Genomic DNA, 20998 nt, shown 5'->3' with positions numbered 1-20998 from the left:
TGAAGGGATGACATCGCCAATCCCCTGGCCAAACAAGTCGCGCGGACAGGCTGTGGAGCGTCTATCGGCTAGACACAGCGCATTTGGAGATTTTCCTTTCCACGATAGCAAGGCGGAGCCTCCGGTTTCCGGCCGGTGTTCTTGACGCATAACCTTGCATGCGAAGCCGTGCGTTGATGGCAGATCTCCTGGCAACACCATCAAACAAATGGATTCAGTTGCAAATCTAGCACAAGGCATGAAAGGATTTGTTTCAAAAAACCACTAAACCAGCCGAACTTCGAATTTTTGCCAGGAATTGGCAATTCTTTTCATTCTTTCCTTATATCAAAGAAACCAAGAATCAATACCGTTTCCATCCACGCTATTCCCGTTGGAGCTAACGCAATCGGGTGAAATCAGACCCACTCCTACAGTGAAGTCGTCATCAAATACTTCACGCCGGATCGCCGCAGAAATAGAAAAAGGGCTTCTGACTCGATAGTCAGAAGCCCTTGTCTAATTGGTCGGAATGGCGGGATTCGAACTCGCGACCCCTTGCACCCCATGCAAGTGCGCTACCAGGCTGCGCTACATTCCGAAGACTTGAATTATACACAGAAATTCGACGTCAAAGAGAAAGCAGCGCCCTGATCTGCAAAAGCTCCTCTTTGACCTCCTCCATGCCCATGGCACCGGCAGGCTCCGAGCGGCCCTGCTCCAGCATTGAAGCCAGCAGATGGCTTTGCTCCAGCTCTTGCCCCTGCAGGGGCAGGGCCGGATGCACAAGCGCCGGCTGCTGCTCGACTGCCCTGCCGTGACCCGTCACCAGTTCACGCAGACGATTTCGTGCGCCGCTGATGGTGAAGCCCTGCTCGTAGAGCAGCTCGCGGATGCGGCGCACCATCAACACCTCATGATGCTGGTAGTAGCGTCGGTTGCCGCGCCGCTTCATGGGCTTGAGCTGCACAAACTCCTGCTCCCAGTAACGCAGCACATGAGGCTTGACGTCGCAAAGATCAGCGACTTCACCGATGGTGAAATAGCGCTTGGCGGGAATTGCTGGCAAAGATGAAGCCATGGCTGGTTGCAAGCGGTCAGTGAAGGAATGGGTGAAAGATAGGCAATCACGACTTGCACAAATCCGGATCAGGCACGGCGCTCTGTCGAGCGAAATGCCCGCTACGCATTCCTGTTTGCGCAAGTCCTAGCAATATAGCGCGAAGAGCTGACAGGACCTTGCACCGCGCGCGACGCAAGACTGTCAGCTCTTCAGTGACCGATGCTCCGCTTGACAGTGCATCCGCCGTGTGCCAATCGCTTAAGACCCCGAACTCTCGCCCTGGATCAGCTCCTTGAGCTTGCTGCTGGCATGGAAGGTCACCACGCGGCGCGCAGCGATGGGAATCAGCTCGCCGGTGCGCGGGTTGCGACCGGGCCGCGGCGCCTTGGTGCGGATCTGGAAGTTGCCAAAGCCCGAAAGCTTGACATCTTCGCCGTCCACCAGCTTTTGCGAGATCAGGTCGAAAAATGCATCCACCATGTCCTTGGCTTCGCGCTTGTTCAGACCAATTTCGTCAAACAGCAGATCGGCCAGCTGCGCCTTGGTCAGCGCGGGGCTGTCGATGCTCTCTACGGCAAGCTCCATGGGTCGATCTCCTTGTGGATTGAACATATCAGCGCAGACGAGCCGCAACGCGTTCAACCAGAGCCGCAATTGTGCCCTGCATGGCCGCGTCGATTTCCGCATCGGTCAGCGACGCAGTGTCACTGCCCAGCGTCAGACGCACGGCCAGGCTCTTCTCGTCCTGAGCCAGGCTGCCCGGCGCCGCTTCCTCGCCCGCCTTGAGCTTCTTGGGACGGAATACGTCGAACAGCACGGCCGAGCGCAGAATGCCGCCCTGCACACCTTGCTGCACGGCTTCCATCACCTGGGCGTGGGTCACGGCTTCCTTGACGACCACGGCAATGTCGCGCTCCACGGCCTGGTGCTTGGCCACAGGCTTGAACACAGGGACCTCGCGGGCCAGCACGGCATCGAGCTCGAGCTCGAACATCACGGGAGCCTGGGCCAGATCCCATTCCTGGCGCCATTGGGGGTGCAGTTCACCAACAAAGCCGATGGCCTTGCCGTCCAGCAGCACGCGCGCGCAACGGCCGGGGTGCATGGCTGGGTGTTCGGCAGGCTCGAAGACGGGCTTGGCCGGGGCCAGCAGCGCCTCCACATCGCCCTTGACGTCGTAGAAGTCGACCTTGGCCTCTGCCCTGCCCCACTGCAGCTGGTCGGCTGCGCCGTAGGCGAGACCCGCCACGCGCATGGGCTGATAAAAGCCCTTGACCGTGGTGTCGGAGTCGACCACGGACTCGTCCTTGAAGAACACGCGACCCAGCTCGAACACGCGCACGCGCTGAGCCTTGCGGTCCACGTTGAACTTGAGCACCTGCAAGAGCGAGCCCAGCAGGGACGAGCGCATCACGCTCAGATGGCTGGCGATGGGGTTGAGCAGCTTGATGGCGTTGTTGTTGCCAGCCAGCTCCTGTTCCCACTTTTCTTCGACAAAGCTGAAGTTGATGGTTTCCTGGTAGCCCAGGCCCGCCAGTTCGTGGCGCACGGCATAGGGACTGCGCTCGTTCTCGGCGCGCAGCTTGGGCGAGATCGGGGCCAGCGGCTTGGTGGTCGGCAGGTTTTCGTAGCCGATCATGCGGGCCACTTCTTCGATCAGATCCTCTTCCAGATTGATGTCGAAGCGGAACGTAGGAGCAGTCACCGAAATCACGCCTTCCGAAGCCACGGTGGCCGGCAGACCCAGGCCGTTCAGGGCATCCAGGCATTGCTGCTGCGTCACGGCCATGCCGATGACCTTGGCCGCACGCGCCACGCGCAGTTGCACAGCCTTGGAGGCGGGCATATTGGGCCGGTGGTCGTCCATGGCGCCGACCTGTGTCTCGGGCGTGCCGCAGATTTCCAGCACCAGCGCGGTGATGCGCTCGATGTGCTCGGTGGTGAACTCGGGGTCCACGCCGCGCTCGAAACGGTGACCGGCGTCGGTCGAGAAGTTGAAATGGCGCGAGCGGCCGGCCACGGCCTTGGGGAACCAGAACGCGGCTTCGATGTAGATGTTCTTCGTGTCGTCGGACACGGCCGTGGCGTCGCCGCCCATGATGCCGGCCAGCGACTCGACTTGCTTGTCGTCGGCAATCACGCCGACCTTCAGGAAATCGTCGATCTTTATGGTGTTGCCGTTGAGCAGCTTGAGCGTTTCGCCCTCCTTGCCCCAGCGCACATTCAGTCCGCCGCTGATCTTGTCCAGATCGAAGATATGGCTGGGACGGCCCAGCTCGAACATCACATAGTTGGAGATGTCCACCAGAGGGCTGACCGAGCGCTGGCCGCAGCGTGCCAGACGGTCCACCATCCACTGGGGCGTCTTCACTTGCGTGTTGACATTGCGCACGATACGGCCCGAGAAACGGCCGCACAGATCGGTCGCCTCGATCTTGACCGGCAGCTTGTCCTGCAAGGCCACGGCCGCAGCGGGGAAGGACAGGACTTTCAGAGGCGTGCCGGTCAACGCTGACAGCTCGCGCGCCACACCGTAGACGCTCAGGCAGTGCGCCAGATTGGGCGTCAACTTCAGCGTGAACAGCGTGTCGTCCAGGTTCAGGTACTCGCGCACGTTCTGACCCAGCGGCGCATCGGCGGGAAACTCCAGCAGGCCGCTGGCGTCTTCGTCGATGCCCAGCTCCTTGGCCGAGCACAGCATGCCAAAGCTCTGCACGCCGCGCAGCTTGCCGATCTTGATCTTGAAGGGCTTGCCATCGGCACCGGGAGGCAGCTCTGCGCCCACGGTGGCGCAGGGAATGCGGATGCCCACACGCGCATTGGGCGCGCCGCAGACGATGTCCAGCAGCTCGGGCTGGCCAATATCCACCTTACATACGCGCAGGCGATCGGCGTCGGGGTGCTGCACGGCTTCCTTGATTTCACCGACCACGATGCCGGTGAAGGGAGGCGCCACAGGATCCAGCTCTTCCACTTCCAGACCGGCCATGGTCAGGGTATCGGCCAGCTGCTGGGTGGTCAGGTTGGGGTTGCAGTATTCGCGCAACCAGGATTCAGGAAATTGCATAGTCAGACTCTTTGGCGTTCATGCCAGTCGCACCGCAAGCGGTCTGCCACTGGCTGGGCATGCGTATCTCAAAAAGATGAGCTATCAGCGCTCGGCGCATATGGATTTCAGCATCAAAACTATCTGAAATCATTTCATAGTATGCGCTAGTAGCTCACTTTTTTATTACTGAAACTGCGACAGAAAACGGATGTCGCCGTCGAAGAACAGGCGCAGGTCGTTCACGCCATAACGCAGCATGGTCAGGCGGTCGGGGCCCATGCCAAAGGCAAAGCCGATGTATTTTTCGGGATCCAGTCCCATGTTGCGCACCACATTGGGGTGCACCTGGCCGGAGCCCGCCACTTCCAGCCACTTGCCGGCCAGCGGGCCGCTCTGGAACTGGATGTCGATTTCGGCCGAAGGCTCGGTGAACGGGAAGAAGCTGGGGCGAAAGCGCAGCACCAGATCATCCTGCTCGAAGAAGGTCTTGCAGAAGTCGGTGAACACGACCTTCAGGTCCTTGAAGCTCACGTTCTCGCCGATCCACAGGCCTTCGCACTGGTGGAACATGGGCGAGTGGGTGGCATCCGAGTCCACACGGTAGGTGCGGCCGGGGGCAATCACGCGGATCTCGGGCATGGTCTGGCCGGCATCGAGCGCGTTGCGGTAATTCTTCACATGTTGCACGGCATGGCGCACCTGCATGGGGCTGGTGTGCGTGCGCAGCAGATTGGGCGCGTGCTGGGTGCCGCCTTCGACATAGAAGGTGTCGTGCATGGAGCGCGCAGGATGGTCTTCAGGCGTGTTCAGCGCCGTGAAGTTGAACCAGTCGGATTCGATCTCGGGGCCCTGGGCCACATCAAAGCCCATGGAGCCGAAAATGCCCTCGATACGCTCCATGGTGATGGAGACGGGGTGCAGCCCTCCCGCGCCACGACGGCGACCGGGCAGAGTCACATCCAGCACCTCAGCCTTCAGATGGGCCTGCAGCTCGGCGTCTGCCAAAGCTTTGCGACGGGCGGTCAAGGCCGCTTCGATCGCCTGCTTGGCCACGTTGATGGCGGCACCGCGCGACTTTTTCTCTTCGACGGAAAGCTGCGCCATGCCCTTCATGAGCTCGGTCATCTTGCCCGACTTGCCCAGAAACTGCGCCTTGGCATTTTCCAGATCAGCGGGGGTGTGGGCTTGCGCAAACAGTTGCTGTGCGCTTTCGACCAGAGAATCCAACTCGTTCATATCGACTCTTTATCGACTTGTAAAAATAAACAAGGGCTAGTGCCTTTTCAAGCCCTAGCCCTTGCTGTTTGTGCATCAGCAGCTACTGAACAAGACACGACTTCTGCAATCAAGTTCAAGCAAGATGCTCGCCCATCGGCAAATGCCTGTGGGGATTCTTGTCTGCAAAAGTCCTACAAGAGTAACTACCGATCGTGACCTCAGGCAGCCAGCTTGGCCTTGACTTGGTCGACGATAGCTGCAAAAGCAGCCTTGTCGTGCACGGCGATATCGGCCAGCATCTTGCGGTCGATTTCGATGGCAGCCTTCTTCAGGCCGTTGGCGAATTGGCTGTAAGTCAGACCCAGTTCACGTGCAGCAGCGTTGATACGAGCGATCCACAGCTGACGGAACACGCGCTTCTTGGTACGACGGTCACGGTAGGCATATTGACCAGCCTTCATGACCGCTTGCTTGGCAACGCGGAAGACGTTACCACGGCGACCGCGGAAACCCTTGGCCAGATTCAGAACTTTTTTGTGACGGGCGCGAGCCGTTACACCACGTTTGACGCGAGGCATGTGTTTTCTCCTAGTTCGTCAGTGAATTACAGGCCTGCGGAAGGCAACATCTTTGCGATGGAGCCCATATCGCCGGAATGCACGTTGACAATGCCACGCAGGTGACGCTTGTTCTTCGTGGTCTTCTTGGTCAAGATGTGACGCTTGAAGGCTTGACCGCGCTTGACGGTACCACCGGGACGAACGCGAAAACGCTTCTTCGCGCTGCTCTTGGTCTTCATTTTGGGCATGTGAATGCTCCTATTGAATTTGTGCTCGCAAGGCGGTGTGCAACCCGCACACACTTCGCTGGCCTCCGAGGCACTTGTTTGTCAGTCCGGCCAGGCCGGGCTGACTCTTGCAGGCAAGCCTGCAAATTCTTTGTCTGCCGCACAAAACAAAAGTGGGCCAAGCCCACTCTTGCCCGAAAGGCAAAACCGCAATTATGCCTTATCTGCAGCCTCAGGTGCAGCAGCGACGCCATCACCTTGTGGTTTTGCACCACCAGCAGGCTTCTTGCCACCTGCACGAGCCGGCGCAACCATCATGATCATCTGACGGCCTTCCAGCTTGGGGAACTGCTCCACCTGGATGGAATCGGCCAGATCGTCACGCAGACGGTTGAGCAGATTCAGACCCAGCTGCTGGTGCGTGATTTCACGGCCGCGGAAACGCAGCGTGATCTTGCACTTGTCGCCCTCCGCCAGGAAACGGCGGATATTGCGCAGCTTGATGTTGTAGTCACCATCATCCGTACCAGGGCGGAACTTCACTTCCTTGATTTCGATGACGGTCTGCTTGGCCTTGGCTTCAGCAGCCTTCTTCTGTTCCTGGTACTTGAACTTGCCGTAATCCATCAAACGGCAGACCGGAGGAGATGCGTTGGCCGCAATTTCCACCAGGTCGACATCCAGCTCGCCAGCCATGCGCAGCGCTTCTTGCAGCGGCACGATGCCCAGAGGCTCGTTGTCAGGACCAGACAGACGCACTTCAGGCGCCATGATTTCTCGGTTCAGTCGATGCTTGCGCTCTTCACGGTGGCGCCGATCGCGAAATTCAGTAGCTATGGTTTTCACCCTTGGATTGAAATGGCTACAACAGCGTAGCCGGCTAGCGTGCCTTGCACGCTGACCGGCCCGCCACAAAAATTAATCTGCTTCAGGCCTTGGCCGTGATGTCTTTGGCGAGCAATTCAATGAATGCATCAACCGACATCACACCGAGGTCTTTGTTACCCCGGGCGCGCACTGCAACCGCACCAGCAGCCTTCTCCTTGTCGCCTGCGACAAGGATGTAGGGCAGCTTCTGCATGGAATGCTCGCGTATTTTATACGTAATCTTTTCATTGCGCAGATCTGTCACTACCCTAAGGCTTTGATTCGGCAATGCTTTTTGCAGCTTCTGCGCAACTTCCTGCGCATAGTCGGCCTGAGCGTCCGTGATATTGAGCACGGCAGCCTGCACGGGAGCCAGCCAGGCAGGCAGCGCGCCCGAGTGATGCTCGACCAAAATGCCGATGAAACGCTCGAGCGAACCCAGAATCGCGCGGTGCAGCATGATGGGACGATGGCGCTCGCCATCCTCGCCCACGAATTCCGCATCGAGACGCTCGGGCATGTTCGGGTCCACCTGGATGGTGCCGCACTGCCATTCGCGGCCCAGTGCATCCTTCAGGGTGTACTCGATCTTCGGGCCGTAGAACGCGCCCTCGCCCGGCAGATACTCGAACTCGCAACCCGATGCACGCAGACCTTCGGCCAGCGCGTTCTCGGCCTTGTCCCAGGCTTCATCGGTGCCGATGCGCTTCTCGGGACGGGTCGACAGGCGATACAAAATATTGGTGAAACCGAAGTCGGCATACACCTTCTGCAGCAGCGAAGTGAAGGCCGTCACCTCGGCCTGGATCTGGTCTTCGGTACAGAAGATGTGACCATCGTCCTGAGTGAAGGCACGCACGCGCATGATGCCGTGCAGCGAACCGGTGGGCTCGTTGCGATGGCAGTTGCCGAACTCGCCAAAGCGCAGCGGCAGATCGCGATAGCTCTTGATGCCTTGCTTGAAGATGATGATGTGGCCCGGGCAGTTCATGGGCTTGAGGGCATATTCACGCTTTTCCGAATCGGTGGTGAACATGTTTTCGCGGTACTTGTCCCAGTGGCCGGTCTTCTCCCACAGGCCCTTGTCCAGAATCTGCGGAGCCTTGACTTCCTGGTAGCCGTTGTCCTGATAGACGCGGCGCATGTACTGCTCGACCTGTTGCCAGACTGCCCAGCCCTTGGGGTGCCAGAACACGGTGCCGGGCGAATGCTCATCGATGTGGAACAGATCCAGCTCGCGGCCCAGCTTGCGGTGATCGCGCTTTTCGGCTTCTTCCAGGCGGAACAGATAGTCCTTGAGCTCGTCCTTGGTCGCCCAGGCGGTGCCGTAGATGCGCTGCAGCATCTCGTTGCGGTGGTCGCCACGCCAGTAGGCACCGGCCACCTTCATCAGCTTGAAGTGCTTGAGCTTGCCGGTGCTGGGCACGTGAGGGCCACGGCACAAATCCTCGAAAGCGCCTTCGCGGTACAGGCTCACATCCTCGTTGCTGGGGATGGAGGCAATGATCTCGGCCTTGTAGGCTTCGCCGATGCCCTTGAAGTACTGCACGGCCTCGTCGCGCGGCAGCACGCGGCGCACCACCTGCTCGTCCTTGTTGGCCAGCTCGGTCATCTTCTTTTCGATGGCAGCCAGATCTTCGGGAGTGAAGGGGCGCTTGTACGAGAAGTCGTAGTAGAAGCCGTTTTCGATCACAGGGCCGATGGTGACCTGGGCATCGGGAAACAGCTCCTTGACGGCATAGGCCAGCAAGTGAGCGGTGGAGTGGCGGATCACCTCCAGACCATCGGCATCCTTGGCGGTGATGATGGACAGCGGCGAATCCTGCTCGATCACAAAGCTGGTGTCCACGACCTTGCCGTTGATCTTGCCGGCAAGTGCCGCCTTGGCCAGGCCGGAGCCGATCGAAGCAGCGACCTCAGCGACCGAAACCGGGCCCGGATATTCGCGCTTGGAGCCATCGGGGAGCGTGATGTTGATCATGAAATTCCTTGTCAAACCAAATTTGTGTGGGGGAGGGCCAGCGCCAGAGCTTTGGAGTTGCCTGAAAGCAAAAAGCGCGGAACCAGTCCGCGCTTTGATGAGGGTGTCGAGAAATCTCGGGCAGGCGCGAACCGCCAGCTGCCATCAGCAGCTGAAGTACATCTCCGATGTAGTTCGCGGTGTCATAACCGTTGATGCCTTTCTCGCCCTTGTGAATTGAAGTCGCGCCATTTTAACCCGGCAAACAAAAAAGCGCCCGAGACTTTCGCCCCGGGCGCATAACCCCACTTTTTCTACCTAGACAGAATCACGATTCAACGCGACTCAATGGAACTGCTCTTCCTCGGTGGAACCGGTCAGCGCCTTGACGCTGGAAGAGCCACCCTGGATCACGGTGGTCACGTCGTCGAAGTAACCTGCGCCCACTTCCTGCTGGTGCGAGACAAAGGTGTAGCCCTTGTCACGTGCCGCGAATTCGGGCTCCTGGATCATTTCCACGTAGTGCTTCATGCCCTCGCCGCGAGCGTACTCGTGAGCAAACTTGAAGGTGTTGTACCAGTTGCTGTGAATGCCGGCCAGCGTGATGAACTGGAACTTGTAACCCAGTGCGGACAGGTCTTCCTGGAAGGAAGCGATCTGGCTGTCGTTGAGGTTCTTCTTCCAGTTGAACGAAGGCGAGCAGTTGTAGCTCAGCAGCTTGCCTGGGCAGGCTGCGTGCACGGCCTGGGCGAATTCGCGGGCAAAGCCGATATCGGGCACGCCGGTTTCGCACCACACCAGATCCGCATAGGGAGCGTAGGCCACGCCGCGGCTGATGGATTGCTCCAGACCGTTCTTGACACGGTAGAAGCCTTCCTGAGTACGCTCGCCAGTCAGGAACGGGATGTCGTTCTCGTCATGGTTGCTGGTGATCAGGTTGGCCGCTTCGGCATCGGTACGGGCCAGCACAATGGTGGGCACGCCCATCACATCGGCTGCAAAACGGGCGGCAATCAGCTTCTCGACCGCTTCGCGGGTGGGTACCAGCACCTTGCCGCCCATGTGGCCGCACTTCTTGACAGCAGCCAACTGGTCTTCAAAGTGCACGCCGGCAGCACCTGCCTGAATCATGTTCTTCATCAGCTCGAACGCGTTGAGCACGCCACCAAAGCCGGCTTCCGCATCAGCCACGATGGGCAGGAAGTAGTCGATGAATTCCTTGTCGCCGGGGTTGATGCCCTTGCCCCATTGGATTTCATCGGCGCGCTTGAAGGTATTGTTGATACGGCGCACCATGGTGGGCACGGAGTCATAGGCGTACAGCGACTGGTCGGGGTACATGGTCTCGGAGGTGTTGCCGTCGGCGGCCACTTGCCAGCCCGACAGGTACACGGCTTCCAGACCGGCCTTGGCCTGCTGCATGGCCTGGCCTGCAGAGATAGCGCCGAAGGCATTCACATAGCCCTTCTTCGAGCTGCCGTTGATCTTGTCCCACAGCACCTCGGCGCCGCGCTGGGCCAGTGTGTACTCAGGCTGCAGGCTGCCACGCAGACGCACCACATCGGCAGCGCTGTAACCGCGCTTCACGCTCTTCCAGCGGGGGTTTTGTGCCCAGTCTTTTTCGAGGGCTGCGATTTGCTGTTCACGGCTCAGTTGCTGAGTCAGGGATTGGGGCATGGTGCACTCCTTAGCGGTTAAAACAAGATGAATTGGTGTTCGTCCTTGGGATCTACTTTATGTCTGTGACGTTCTTCCACATGGTCTTATGTCTTATAAAAGACTGAAATTTATAAACAATAAAATCAACAACTTATTTTTAATTTTCACAATGAGAAAACGCATTTCTCGTATTGAGAAATTTTGCGGCAGCGCAACATTTCTATTTTTCATAATACGAAATTGAATTCTTGCTTCATGAAAAATTTGCGCAAGCACGGCCCACTGAGTCCGCATCCTTTAAACGCAGTACGAAAAAAGTCCCCGGCACCGCCCCTGATCTGCTCATTTACCCGGCACGAGACAGGCCAAGTCACTTGAACAAAAACAGGTGACACGACAAAGACACAGTGCCCGAGGCGGCGAGAACCAAAAAACAACAGTTCCTTCCCCTGGGTCAAATGCATGCCACATGCCCTGCCACACTGCTTTGCATCACCTTCCCTTGCAATTGACATCCATTTCGCCACGCCATGCACACGCCCAGTCGCCCCATCGCCTATCTCTGCCTGGCGCTCAGCATGTCTTTGGTAGGGAGCTATGTAGCTCTGTCCAAGCCTCTGGCTGCCATCTTTCCGGTCATGCTGCTGGCCTGGCTGCGCTTTGGCATCGGTGCAGTGGCCATGCTGGGCTGGCTCAGGCCACCAGCACACGAGACAACTCTGACCAGGCAGACCAAGTGGCTGCTGTTTTTTGAGTCCTTCTTCGGCAATTTCCTTTTCACGCTGTGCATGATCAGCGGCGTGGCCTTGACCAGTGCGGTCACGGCGGGCGTGACCATGGCCGCAATTCCAGCCGCAGTCGCCATCCTGAGCTGGCTTTTTCTGCGCGAAGCCGTTGGCGCGCGCACATGGACAGCCATTGTTTTCGCCGTGGCCGGCATAGGGCTGAATGCCTTGAGCAAGACCGAAAGCGCCAGCCTTGCCGCACATCCTCAGCAAGGCCTGGGTCAGTTGCTGCTCATTGCCGCCGTGCTGTGCGAGGCCGCATATGCCGTGATCGGCAAAAAGCTCACCGCCAGCGTGAGCCCCAAGCGCATTACGGCGCTGATCAATCTCTGGGGGTTCGTGCTTTCCACGCCCGCCGGGCTCTATCTGGCCTGGCAGTTTGATTTTTCCCGGGTTTCGGTGCCCGCATGGGGCCTGCTGCTGTTTTACGCCCTAGCCGCCTGTGTCTGGACGGTGTGGCTGTGGATGACGGGGCTGCGCGCCGTGCCCGCATCGCGAGCCGGAATTTTTACCGTGCTGCTGCCCATCAGCGCCGCCGTGGTGGGTACGCTGGCCCTGGGCGAGCGCATCGGCAGCATGCAATTGCTGGCCTTCGGCATAGCCCTGACCAGCGTTGTGATTGCAACCTGGCCCGGTTCATTGCAGATCAGGCGCTAGGCGCCATCGATTTCAATCAGGAAAGCAGGTTGCGGCGGCTCAGCACAATGCCATCGGCGTCGGCATACAGCCAGTCGCCCGGGCGAACCCACAGTCCTGCGATCTGCACATAGACATCGCGCAGTCCCTGCCCTTGCTTGACGGTAGGCATGGGGTTGAGCGCCAGCGCATACAGACCCACGGGCGTGGATTTCAGCTCGGCCACGTCGCGCACGCAGCCATAGACAAGCACCCCGGCCCAGCCGTTCTGGGCCGCCGAGGCCGCCACATTACCTCCCACAAGTGCCCGGCGCAGCGAGCCGCCGCCATCGACCACCAGCACACGGCCACCTCCCGGCTCGGCCAGCGCCGCTCGCACCAGGCTGTTGTCGTCCAGACACTGCACAGTGCAGACCTCCCCCATAAAGCTGACCTGCCCGCCATAGCTGTGGAACACGGGCGGCAGCACGCGGAAATCGCTGCTGTCATCGCTGATATGCGCATCGCACAAATCGCAGGTGCTGAAGCCAAGAGAAGCCGAGGAATCGCTCATGAAAATCTCCACAGAACCAAGTCTCCCGCATCTTGCCCTGAGCACCGGACATAGCACAAGCACCATCGGACACGCACAGAGAGCAACTTTTTCACAACACTCTCGAGGAAAAACTCGTGAAAACGGCCACTAAAGGGCCTGAGAGCAACAAATCGAGGCAAAAAAACAGCCCACTAGCTTGGAAGAGCGATTTTTTGCCATTAGCATCAGACTCAGCCAGTGGATTGCAGCTGTATTTCGCTGGTGATAAGTCCACTACCCAATTAGGAATAAGCAATATGGCAACTGCAAAGAAGGCACCCGCTGCAGCACCGGCAGCAGCTCCCGCCGCTAAGAAGCGCACTCCCAACGCTGCCTTCATGAAACCTCTGACCCCCAGCGCCGCTCTGGCTGCCGTGGTTGGCAAGGATCCCCTGCCCCGCACTGAAATCATCAGCAAGCTGTGGGTCTACATCAAGGCCAACAACCTGCAAGACGCTGCCAACAAGCGCATGATCAACGCTGATGCCAAGCTCAAGGAAGTCTTCGGCAAGCCCCAAGTCTCCATGTTCGAGATGGCCGGCCTGATCGGCAAGCACGTCAAGTAAGCACTGCGCTTGCGCTGACCACAAAAAAGCTGGCCTGAGCCAGCTTTTTGCGTTTCTGAGACGAGGCCCTCTCTGGCCGAACGGCTGATACCGCCAGGCAAGCCGAGTGCTTGCGATTGAGTCCGGCGTGAAGCCACCCTGCACAGCAACGGGCAAAGGTAGTCTTGGGCTTTTTCAATACACATCGCGCCGGTAGCGGCCCGAGCCCAACAGCTCGGCCACCTTGGCCTCGCCCAAAATGGCCTGCAGCGTCAAATGCACGCCTTGGCCCATGCCGTTCAGGCTGCCGCAGACATAGATGGCCGCGCCACGCTCCACCCATTGCCGGACTTGCTCTGCATGGCTGCGCAGCAAATCCTGCACATAGCGCGAATCCTTGCCGTTGCGCGACCAGGCCTGATCCAGCCGTGCCAGTCGACCTTGCCTGAGCCATGCGCCCAGTTGATCGGCAAATAGCGCGTCATGCTGTGGGCTGCGCTCTCCGAACAACAGCCATTGATCACCAAGCTCTTGCTGCACACGCGCCTTGATATGGCTGAGCAGACCCGCCAGGCCCGAGCCATTGCCGATCAGAATCAGCGGCCGCCCGGCGTTGTCACCGAGCCGGAAGCCTCGGTGCTCGCGCAGGGTCAGCGGCAGTACATCCCCCTCGGCCATGTCGCAGCACAGCCAGTGCGACGCAAGGCCCGGCGAACCATCGGCACGCGTGCTCTGTCGCACCAGCAGTTGCAGGCTGCCATCGGCCGTGATCGAGGCGATCGAATAGTCGCGCGCACGCTCGGGGTCGGCAGGCACGCACAGAGACACCAGATCACCCGACTCCCACTGCGGCAGCTCGCCGGACTGCGGCGTCCACTCCAGCAGGTACAGCGCCCCGCCCTGGCTGCCGGGATTGAGCAAACGCCGCCGACTGAGCACAAAAGGTATGCTGGCCGGCGCCTGTAACCAGTCCGAATCCAGCTCCTGGGCTGGCGCAGACTCGCCCAGCAGGCTCTGCCTTATCTGCCCGACCTGGGTCTGCCAGCTCTGCAAGCTCGAAGCATCCATATTGTCCACGCAGACCAGATCGCTGCGCGCGCCGCTGGTCTGCAGCCACTCGTGCACTTGCACACCAAACGCACAGAACTCCTGGTATTCACGATCACCCAGCGCGAGCACCAGGCTTTGGTGCCGGGTCAGCGCAGGCTGCGTGGCCATGAGCTGCTGCACAAAGCCCAGCGCATGGTCGGGTGCATCGCCCTCGCCCGTGGTGGACAGCAGCCACAGGCTGTGTGCATATTGCTGCAGCAGCTCGGTCGTCAGCTTCTCGACGGGCAAAAGACGCACCTGCAGACCGCCATCGACCAGCATCTGGACCGTGGCCCGGGCCAGAGCCTCGGCCTGCCCCGTCTGGCTGGCATAGGCGACCAGGACGGCAGGCGCAGCAGCATCGCCTTGCGAGACGTTGTTCTCGGCCTCCTCGGCCAGGCGCTGCTTTCGCACCTTGGTGCCAATACCCCAGCACATGCCTGCATAGGCCGCGACCAAACCCATAGCCCCATAGATGCGCTCGGGCGTCAAAATCCATTCCACTGTCATGCCTCAAATTGGTTGATCCAGGCCGGTGTCTTGAGCACCTGTCTGCGGGCCTCATTGCCATCGGATGCGAGATGCGATGTGAGCACGGCTGCAATCTCATGTTCACGGGCAAAGTCCATGCCTTGCAGCGGACCCAGCACCGTGAGCACGGTGGCCAGCGCATCGGCATGCATGCATTCCTCATGGAACACGGTCACGCTGGCCAGATCATGCGTCACCGGCCAGCCCGTGCGCGGATCCAGCGTGTGCGAATAGCGCCTGCCGGCCTGCGTGAACTGATGCCAGAAATCGCCCGAGGTGGCAAAAGCACCCTCCCTGCAGGCGACGACCAGCGACTCAGCCTCTGCAGAACCACCCGTGCCCAGCTGCACCCGCCAGGGCCGCCCATCTGGGCGCTGCCCCCAGCTGCGCAGCTCACCGCCAATTTCGAACATGCCCGCCGCCCAGCCTGCGGCCTGCAGCTTGCGCACAGCCCAATCCACGGCAAAGCCCTTGGCAATGCCGCAAAAATCCAGCTCCAGGCCTCCGGACTGCTGCAACTGCCGGGTTTGCGCATTCCAGCGCAGATGGCCGTGGCCGCTGGCCTTCAGCAAACGCTCGATCTCCTCGCCGGCAGGTGCCTGCCCTGAATGCGGCTGCAGCGGGTTCTGACGCGGCCCGAACCCCCACAGCGAGACCAGCGCCCCCATGGCGGGATCCAGGGCCGCGCCGGATAGCCTGGCCCAGTGCAAGGCAGCCTCCAGAACCTGGGCAAACTCCGCCGGCACTACATGCGTTTGGCCGGGTCTTGAACGATTGAACCGGGTGATCAGCGAATCCGCTTCCCAGTTGCTCATCTGAGCGATGACATCATCAAACACCCGCTCCAGCAGGGCCTGCACCGGCTCCGTGGGCAGGTAATCCGGGTTGGCCAGGCGCAGCGACCAGTGCGTGCCCATGGTCTGGCCGGACAGAAGATGAATACGCCCGTCCTGCTGATGCTGCAGGCTTGCAGGTCTCCAGCGCTGCACGCCAAAGTCCAGCGCCGGCATCCGAGCGCGAGCCTGACCCTGTGCCGCCGACGAGGGCAGTTGCCAGAGGCTGGCGTCGAAGCGTACGCGGGGGGGTGTGGGCATGGGCATCCAGACAAAGGCGAAAACAGCAGCGAAAACAACGACGCGCCCGAAGCGGGCGCGTATTCAGTCCATCAAGCGCCAACGCTTAAGGCAGGACTTCCAGAGTAGCGATATAACCCAGGCGGCGCTCTGTGGCCTTGGCAATGCTGGTCTTCTTGTCCGTGGCATCGGCGTTCAGCCAGAACAGGCCTGCGCGGGGGAACTTGATCTTGACCTGGCCCTTGGCATCGGTCTTGAGCTTCATGGCGTCCACACCGTCGCGGTAGCGAATGCCGTCGGCCACCAGCTCCAGCTCCAGATCCGCAGCGGGCTTGCCGTCGATCTGGAATTCGAAGGTCGCCTCTTCGCTGGCCACCAGGTCATTGGGGTGGGTCACGGGCTTGAGCTCCAGGCCCTTGCCGGTCAGCGCCAGCGCCGAGGGCTTGCCCAGAGACACAAAGGTCTCCATGCGGCGCAGATTCTCGGTCACGCGCACTTCCTTGGCATCGGCAGGAATCTGCTTGAGCACTTCTTCCACCGAGCCGCGCAGGCGCTTGGGCTGACCGTTGGCATCCTTGTAGCCGCCCATCACGCCGGTCATCAGCATGGTGACGCGGTAGGTGCCGGTCTTTTCTGGCTTGAAGTCGAACATGCTGCGCAACTCGCCCTTGGCGACATTCTTCATTTCCACGGCTGCGCCATCGGGTGCGGTCACCTTGACGGCTTCCAGACCCAGCGGGCGGTGATTGAAGAAGAACACATCGTTGGACACGGCGGCATCCACTGTGACCCAGTCGGACTTGGACAGCACGGTGCTGGAAGGCTTGAACCACAGATCATGCGCCTGGGCGCCCAGTACGGTCAGTGCCAGAGCGGCTGCAGCGAGAGCACGTGTTTTGAACTTCATATCGGGTCCTTGAGAACAAAAAGGGTGACAAATCAAAAGAGAGAGGTGTGACGGCCAAGCAACACCCTAAAACTGGCGCTACGCAGGCAAGAGACACCAAGGAAGGGCCGCCCCGCACCAAGGGTGTCGTCCCCCTCCCGCGAAGCGAGAGAGGGGGAAGCGACGGGGCCGCCTAGGCAAAGCCGCTCAGGGGGTGAGAATCAAGATCAAGGCTTCAATTCCAGCTTGATCGCGCCCAGCTCGGTGCTGCCATTGGCGCTCAGGCTGGTGGCCTGCTTGACGGGCCACTCGAAGGGAATGGATACCAGCTCGCGGCCGCCGACTTCACGCGCGGCTTCCACCATCAGCTTGTATTGGCCGGGAGCCAGTTGGGGCAGCGGGTTCTTGCCTTCGGCAAAAGACAGCGCATGGGTGCCCACGGGCTTGGTCGGCTGGGTCACGCCGTCGATGGGAAAGCTCAGCTCGCGGCCGGTACGACGCCACCACTGGCGCATGTCCTTGAGCCACTTGGTGCCCTCGGCATTCTTCATCTTTGCGTCGTACCAGACGGACAGATTGGCAGCCACACCGCCATCGGCCTTTTCCAGCCACACGGCAACATAGGGCTTGTGGTATTCGGCCACCTGCAACTGGGGCACGGTCACTGCCACATTCATACCGCCCGCGATTGCCGGCAGGCCCACCACGGCGCTCAGCGCCACCGTGGTCTTGAAAATCCGCTTCGCCATTTTTTCTTCCTTCACAAAATTCTTGGGCTCAGTGCACGAGCAGCAACACCAGCAGGGCAGGCAGCACCAGACCCAGGCCCACCATGGGCCAGGTCATGGGCCGGCGCTGCGCATGCATCTTCAGGATCAGCAGACCCGTGATGCAGAACACCAGACAGCCAATCGCAAAGACATCTATGAACAGGCTCCAGGCTCCGCCCGTATTGCGCCCCTTGTGCAAATCGTTGAGGTAGGAGATCCAGCCCCGATCGGTCTTCTCGTACTCGACCGAGCCCTCCTTCAGGTCCACACGCAGCCAGGCATCGCCGCCCGGGCGCGGCATGGGCACATAGGCCTCGTCTTCGCTCCACTCCACGGCAAAACCCTTGGCGCTGACCTTGATCTGCTGAGCCAGCCAGCCATCCACCTCGGCAGGCAGGCTCACGGCATTCTTGTCCGCCGCTTCCACGCCCTGCTTCTGGGCTTGCTGCAGTTTTTCGAGCAGATCCGGGGGCAGTTGCGCATCACGCGACTCGACCTTGGGCTTGGACTCGATCTGCCCGGCGTGATTCAAGGTAAATCCCGTCACGGCAAACAGCAGCATGCCGATCAGGCAGATGGCGGAGCTGATCCAGTGCCATTCATGTAATTTTTTGAGCCAATACGCCCGCTGCGGGGCGTTGGAGGAAGCCGCGGTCATTCAGAACTTTCTGGGATTGCATCGCCGCCGGGCCGAGCCGACCTTTGGGACATAGCGCCACAAGGCCCGGCCTTGCTTGCACAGCAAGGCGGCATTCTAGTTGCGCAAAATTCTAAATGCATCTCACTTTTATTTACTTTACTTGACGTAAACAAAGCACCCACCCATCGCAAGGACGTTTACGCCATCCCGAAAACTCGTAGCGACCCAGGTTGGCAGAACCCGCACCGCCTATCCAGACAGCCCGTCTGTTGCCGTACTGCAACAAAACGTAGATTACCGGGCCCCATTATTGAATGGTATCGAGAATTATTATCAATATCACCTAGAATTCGCACGCTTTTTCAAAAATCGACTCTTCATCAAAAGCATGTCCAACAACCATCTGACCCCGACCGACTCCAACGGCTTGCGCTGCGAGCTCAAGCAAATCGTGATTGCCGCAGGCCTGTGCCTGATTGGCGCCAGCGCGATGGCTCAGCAGGAAACCACCTTGTCCACTGTGAATGTGGAAGCCGCTGCCGACGCCAGCTTCAAGACCGAAGCAAGCCCTCAAGGCAAGTTCACCGCCCCTTTGCTGGACACGCCCAAGACCGTTCAGGTCATCAATGAAGAGATCATCAAGCAGACCGGCGCCACCAGCCTGCAGGATGCCCTGCGCTCCACCCCCGGCATCACCTTCGGCAACGGCGAAGGCGGCAACCCCACAGGCGATCAGCCATTCATCCGCGGCATGGACGCCCAGTCCAGCACCTTTGTGGACGGCATGCGTGACATCGCCTCCGGCACCCGTGAACTGTTCAACGTCGAAGCCGTGGAAGTCATCAAGGGCGCGGACTCGGCCTACGCCGGTCGCGGCGGCGCAGGTGGCTCCATCAACATCACCACCAAGAAGGCCAAGAACGAGAATTTCATCTCTGGCGATGTGGGGCTGGGCACCGACAACTATCTGCGCGGCACGCTGGACATCAACCGCAAGATCAACGACACCACGGCTTTGCGTCTGAACGCCATGGGCCACAGCGCCGATGTTCCCGGCCGCAACGGTCCCGACAACAAGCGCTGGGGTATTGCCCCCACCGTGACTTTCGGTCTGGGCACCCCCACAGAAGTGACGCTGTCCTGGCAGCATCTGCAGACCAACAACACACCCGATGGGGGAGTGCCTTATCTGTATAGCAATGGTGTCAACGCAGCCGGTTCAACCAACGCAACGCAACTGCCCGGTGGCTCCAAGATTCGCCCCACTTACGGCAACAGCCGCGACAACTGGTATGGTCTGAACAACCGTGACTACGAGAAGGAAAAGAGCGATCTGTTCACGGCCTCGGTCACGCACAAGTTCACCGACACCAACAAGATCCGCAACAGCCTGCGCTACAGCAAGACCAAGCAGGACTATATCTGGACCCAGCCCGACGACTCCAAGGGCAATGCCCTCAATGGCTATGTCTGGCGCCGTGGCAACTATCGTGTCTATGACACCACCACGCTGCAGAACGTGACCGAGTTCACTGGCAAGGAGCAGACCGGCTCCATCGGCCACAGCTATGCCTTCGGCCTGGAGCTGTCCAAGGAGAAAGCCGATGGCAGCTCCGGCGCCATCCAGAGCGGCACCGGTGTGTGCACCTCGGTGTCCGACCCCTGGTGCACCACCTTGAGCAACCCCAGCGGCGCCAATGCAGCCTGGAATGTCCCCTTGACTCTCCCAGCGCAATCCACCGTCAACAAAATCGACACCATTGCCGTCTACGGCTTTGATACTCTGAAGCTCAACGAGCAATGGCTGGTGAATGCCGGTCTGCGCGTGGACCACTACAAGCTGAATGCTTCCGGCCCCGCTGGCGGCCGTGGCGCCAGCGCCTACCCTGCGTATGACCTGAGCCGCAGCGATACGATGTTCAACTACCAGTTGGGCCTGGTCTACAAGCCCGCATCCAATGGCAGCATCTACGCCAATATCGGCACCTCTTCGCGTCCCGGTGGCTCGACTCTTGGCAACGGCAGCGAGGACCTGACCACGACCACAGATGCGCTGATCAGCCTGAAGCCGGAAAAGACCAAGTCCATCGAGCTGGGCACCAAATGGGACCTGCTGGACAAGAAGCTGAACCTGACTGCCGCAGTCTTCCGCAATGAAGTGACCAATGTGCGCATCAGCGATGCAACCGGCACGTACATGGGTGGCAACAAGGAAGTCAATGGCATCGAACTGGGCTTTACCGGTCAGATCCTGTCCAATCTGAGCGTGTTCGGCGGCTATACCTTTATGGATAGCGAATTCAAGAACATGGGCAAGGACGATGTTCGCAACGGCCAGCCCTTCTACAACACGCCCAAGCACAGCTTCAGCCTGTGGACCAGCTACAAGCCCATGGCCAAGCTGACTCTGGGTCTGGGCATCTATGCCCAAAGCGATGTCAGTGCCGCATATATCAAGTCCTCCGTGGACAATGGCATCGTGACCAAGGGCGCTTCCGGCTATGCCCGCTACGACGCGATGATGGCCTATCAGATCGACAAGAACCTGACCTTCCAGCTGAATGTCTACAACCTGGGCAACAAGGTCTACTACACCGGCGTGCGCTCGCCTCATTACGCCAACATGGGCGCCGGCCGCTCTGCAGTGGCTTCGCTCAAGTTCACGTACTGATGCAAGCTCAGCCTGCGCTTGATCTGGCGCAGGCTTGCTGCAAACCATCACTCCAAGCCCCGCAGGCCCCGGATGCCAGCGGGGCTTTTTACGTGCACACTGCCTGGATACTGTTTCAGAATGCAGGATCATTGCTCTTAAAACAATAGCTTGTTACGCTTGCTTTTCAATGATTTCAATATGAAAAGATATTGAAAACAATATGCAGCAAGCGTA

The 20998-nt window shown here is 59.7% G+C and carries 18 protein-coding genes and 1 tRNA gene; 3 read left to right on the top strand and 16 right to left on the bottom strand.

What is annotated here, in order from left to right; translation table 11 throughout:
• Positions 1 to 503: 503 nt before the first annotated feature.
• The 10 genes from DFO48_RS24615 to aceA all read right to left on the bottom strand — a co-directional run bounded on the left by DFO48_RS24615 (position 504) and on the right by aceA (position 10600).
• Positions 504 to 580: transfer RNA gene (locus tag DFO48_RS24615), tRNA-Pro, on the bottom strand.
• A 30-nt stretch (positions 581 to 610) separates the two neighbouring features.
• Entirely contained in the window at positions 611 to 1060 is a 450-nt protein-coding gene (locus DFO48_RS24610) for a MerR family transcriptional regulator (protein WP_114865062.1), read from the bottom strand.
• 240 nt (positions 1061 to 1300) lie between these two features.
• On the bottom strand, positions 1301 to 1627 hold the full coding sequence (locus tag DFO48_RS24605; RefSeq protein ID WP_003069978.1) for an integration host factor subunit alpha: 327 nt from the start codon (positions 1625 to 1627) through the stop codon (positions 1301 to 1303).
• Between the two features lie 28 nt (positions 1628 to 1655).
• On the bottom strand, positions 1656 to 4109 hold the full coding sequence (pheT, locus tag DFO48_RS24600) for a phenylalanine--tRNA ligase subunit beta (protein WP_114865061.1): 2454 nt from the start codon (positions 4107 to 4109) through the stop codon (positions 1656 to 1658).
• A 165-nt stretch (positions 4110 to 4274) separates the two neighbouring features.
• Positions 4275 to 5327: a phenylalanine--tRNA ligase subunit alpha gene (pheS, locus tag DFO48_RS24595; protein WP_003069975.1), complete on the bottom strand. Its 1053-nt coding sequence runs from the start codon at positions 5325 to 5327 to the stop codon at positions 4275 to 4277.
• A 200-nt stretch (positions 5328 to 5527) separates the two neighbouring features.
• Positions 5528 to 5887, bottom strand: a complete 360-nt coding sequence (gene rplT / locus DFO48_RS24590) for a 50S ribosomal protein L20 (RefSeq protein ID WP_003053572.1) — start codon at positions 5885 to 5887, stop codon at positions 5528 to 5530.
• Positions 5888 to 5913: 26 nt separating this feature from the next.
• Positions 5914 to 6117, bottom strand: a complete 204-nt coding sequence (gene rpmI / locus DFO48_RS24585) for a 50S ribosomal protein L35 (protein WP_003053571.1) — start codon at positions 6115 to 6117, stop codon at positions 5914 to 5916.
• Between the two features lie 192 nt (positions 6118 to 6309).
• Positions 6310 to 6942: a translation initiation factor IF-3 gene (infC, locus tag DFO48_RS24580; RefSeq protein ID WP_080569844.1), complete on the bottom strand. Its 633-nt coding sequence runs from the start codon at positions 6940 to 6942 to the stop codon at positions 6310 to 6312.
• 82 nt (positions 6943 to 7024) lie between these two features.
• A complete protein-coding gene (thrS, locus tag DFO48_RS24575) occupies positions 7025 to 8944 on the bottom strand; it encodes a threonine--tRNA ligase (protein ID WP_003075153.1) in 1920 nt (639 codons plus the stop codon).
• 324 nt (positions 8945 to 9268) lie between these two features.
• A complete protein-coding gene (gene aceA / locus DFO48_RS24570; protein ID WP_003053566.1) occupies positions 9269 to 10600 on the bottom strand; it encodes an isocitrate lyase in 1332 nt (443 codons plus the stop codon).
• Between the two features lie 512 nt (positions 10601 to 11112).
• Here aceA and DFO48_RS24565 point away from each other — a divergent pair.
• On the top strand, positions 11113 to 12024 hold the full coding sequence (locus DFO48_RS24565) for a DMT family transporter (protein ID WP_114865060.1): 912 nt from the start codon (positions 11113 to 11115) through the stop codon (positions 12022 to 12024).
• 16 nt (positions 12025 to 12040) lie between these two features.
• Here DFO48_RS24565 and rraA read toward each other — a convergent pair whose 3' ends face one another.
• Complete coding sequence (gene rraA, locus DFO48_RS24560; protein ID WP_114865059.1) at positions 12041 to 12556, bottom strand: ribonuclease E activity regulator RraA; 516 nt, start codon at positions 12554 to 12556, stop codon at positions 12041 to 12043.
• A 278-nt stretch (positions 12557 to 12834) separates the two neighbouring features.
• Between rraA and DFO48_RS24555 the strand changes: the two genes are divergently transcribed.
• On the top strand, positions 12835 to 13143 hold the full coding sequence (locus DFO48_RS24555) for an SWIB/MDM2 domain-containing protein (protein WP_003053560.1): 309 nt from the start codon (positions 12835 to 12837) through the stop codon (positions 13141 to 13143).
• Positions 13144 to 13317: 174 nt separating this feature from the next.
• Here DFO48_RS24555 and DFO48_RS24550 read toward each other — a convergent pair whose 3' ends face one another.
• The 5 genes from DFO48_RS24550 to DFO48_RS24530 all read right to left on the bottom strand — a co-directional run bounded on the left by DFO48_RS24550 (position 13318) and on the right by DFO48_RS24530 (position 18129).
• The gene (locus tag DFO48_RS24550) at positions 13318 to 14721 is read right to left on the bottom strand and encodes a sulfite reductase subunit alpha (RefSeq protein ID WP_114865058.1); all 1404 of its coding nucleotides are present in this window, start codon (positions 14719 to 14721) and stop codon (positions 13318 to 13320) included.
• Positions 14718 to 15836, bottom strand: coding sequence for an FAD:protein FMN transferase (locus DFO48_RS24545; protein ID WP_233506522.1), 1119 nt, complete (start codon positions 15834 to 15836; stop codon positions 14718 to 14720). Before DFO48_RS24545 ends, DFO48_RS24550 begins: the two co-directional genes overlap by 4 nt.
• A gap of 85 nt (positions 15837 to 15921) precedes the next feature.
• Positions 15922 to 16722 (bottom strand): DUF4198 domain-containing protein, encoded by an 801-nt coding sequence (locus DFO48_RS24540; protein ID WP_114865056.1) that lies wholly within the window; start codon positions 16720 to 16722, stop codon positions 15922 to 15924.
• A 206-nt stretch (positions 16723 to 16928) separates the two neighbouring features.
• Positions 16929 to 17450 (bottom strand): DUF2271 domain-containing protein, encoded by a 522-nt coding sequence (locus DFO48_RS24535; protein ID WP_003075163.1) that lies wholly within the window; start codon positions 17448 to 17450, stop codon positions 16929 to 16931.
• Positions 17451 to 17478: 28 nt separating this feature from the next.
• Entirely contained in the window at positions 17479 to 18129 is a 651-nt protein-coding gene (locus DFO48_RS24530; protein WP_114865055.1) for a PepSY-associated TM helix domain-containing protein, read from the bottom strand.
• A gap of 370 nt (positions 18130 to 18499) precedes the next feature.
• On the opposite strand from DFO48_RS24530, the gene DFO48_RS24525 reads away from it, so the two are divergent.
• The gene (locus DFO48_RS24525; RefSeq protein WP_114865054.1) at positions 18500 to 20782 is read left to right on the top strand and encodes a TonB-dependent siderophore receptor; all 2283 of its coding nucleotides are present in this window, start codon (positions 18500 to 18502) and stop codon (positions 20780 to 20782) included.
• Positions 20783 to 20998: the final 216 nt, after the last annotated feature.

The organism is Comamonas sp. AG1104 (genome assembly GCF_003350425.1).
In the GTDB taxonomy this organism is placed as follows: Bacteria; Pseudomonadota; Gammaproteobacteria; order Burkholderiales; family Burkholderiaceae_C; genus Comamonas; species Comamonas testosteroni.
Note: the sequence above shows the minus strand (reverse complement) of the source record. Positions and strands in the feature narration are given on the sequence as shown.

Excerpts from the sequence above, each read along its gene's own strand:
- DFO48_RS24610 (WP_114865062.1), bottom strand. The coding sequence starts at position 1,060 with ATGGCTTCATCTTTGCCAGCAATTCCCGCCAAGCGCTATTTCACCATC.
- DFO48_RS24565 (WP_114865060.1), top strand. The coding sequence starts at position 11,113 with ATGCACACGCCCAGTCGCCCCATCGCCTATCTCTGCCTGGCGCTCAGC.
- DFO48_RS24545 (WP_233506522.1), bottom strand. The coding sequence starts at position 15,836 with ATGCCCACACCCCCCCGCGTACGCTTCGACGCCAGCCTCTGGCAACTG.
- DFO48_RS24530 (WP_114865055.1), bottom strand. The coding sequence starts at position 18,129 with ATGACCGCGGCTTCCTCCAACGCCCCGCAGCGGGCGTATTGGCTCAAA.
- DFO48_RS24540 (WP_114865056.1), bottom strand. The coding sequence starts at position 16,722 with ATGAAGTTCAAAACACGTGCTCTCGCTGCAGCCGCTCTGGCACTGACC.
- pheS (WP_003069975.1), bottom strand. The coding sequence starts at position 5,327 with ATGAACGAGTTGGATTCTCTGGTCGAAAGCGCACAGCAACTGTTTGCG.
- DFO48_RS24605 (WP_003069978.1), bottom strand. The coding sequence starts at position 1,627 with ATGGAGCTTGCCGTAGAGAGCATCGACAGCCCCGCGCTGACCAAGGCG.
- DFO48_RS24535 (WP_003075163.1), bottom strand. The coding sequence starts at position 17,450 with ATGGCGAAGCGGATTTTCAAGACCACGGTGGCGCTGAGCGCCGTGGTG.
- rraA (WP_114865059.1), bottom strand. The coding sequence starts at position 12,556 with ATGAGCGATTCCTCGGCTTCTCTTGGCTTCAGCACCTGCGATTTGTGC.
- DFO48_RS24550 (WP_114865058.1), bottom strand. The coding sequence starts at position 14,721 with ATGACAGTGGAATGGATTTTGACGCCCGAGCGCATCTATGGGGCTATG.
- pheT (WP_114865061.1), bottom strand. The coding sequence starts at position 4,109 with ATGCAATTTCCTGAATCCTGGTTGCGCGAATACTGCAACCCCAACCTG.
- DFO48_RS24525 (WP_114865054.1), top strand. The coding sequence starts at position 18,500 with ATGTCCAACAACCATCTGACCCCGACCGACTCCAACGGCTTGCGCTGC.
- aceA (WP_003053566.1), bottom strand. The coding sequence starts at position 10,600 with ATGCCCCAATCCCTGACTCAGCAACTGAGCCGTGAACAGCAAATCGCA.
- rpmI (WP_003053571.1), bottom strand. The coding sequence starts at position 6,117 with ATGCCCAAAATGAAGACCAAGAGCAGCGCGAAGAAGCGTTTTCGCGTT.
- DFO48_RS24555 (WP_003053560.1), top strand. The coding sequence starts at position 12,835 with ATGGCAACTGCAAAGAAGGCACCCGCTGCAGCACCGGCAGCAGCTCCC.
- thrS (WP_003075153.1), bottom strand. The coding sequence starts at position 8,944 with ATGATCAACATCACGCTCCCCGATGGCTCCAAGCGCGAATATCCGGGC.
- rplT (WP_003053572.1), bottom strand. The coding sequence starts at position 5,887 with ATGCCTCGCGTCAAACGTGGTGTAACGGCTCGCGCCCGTCACAAAAAA.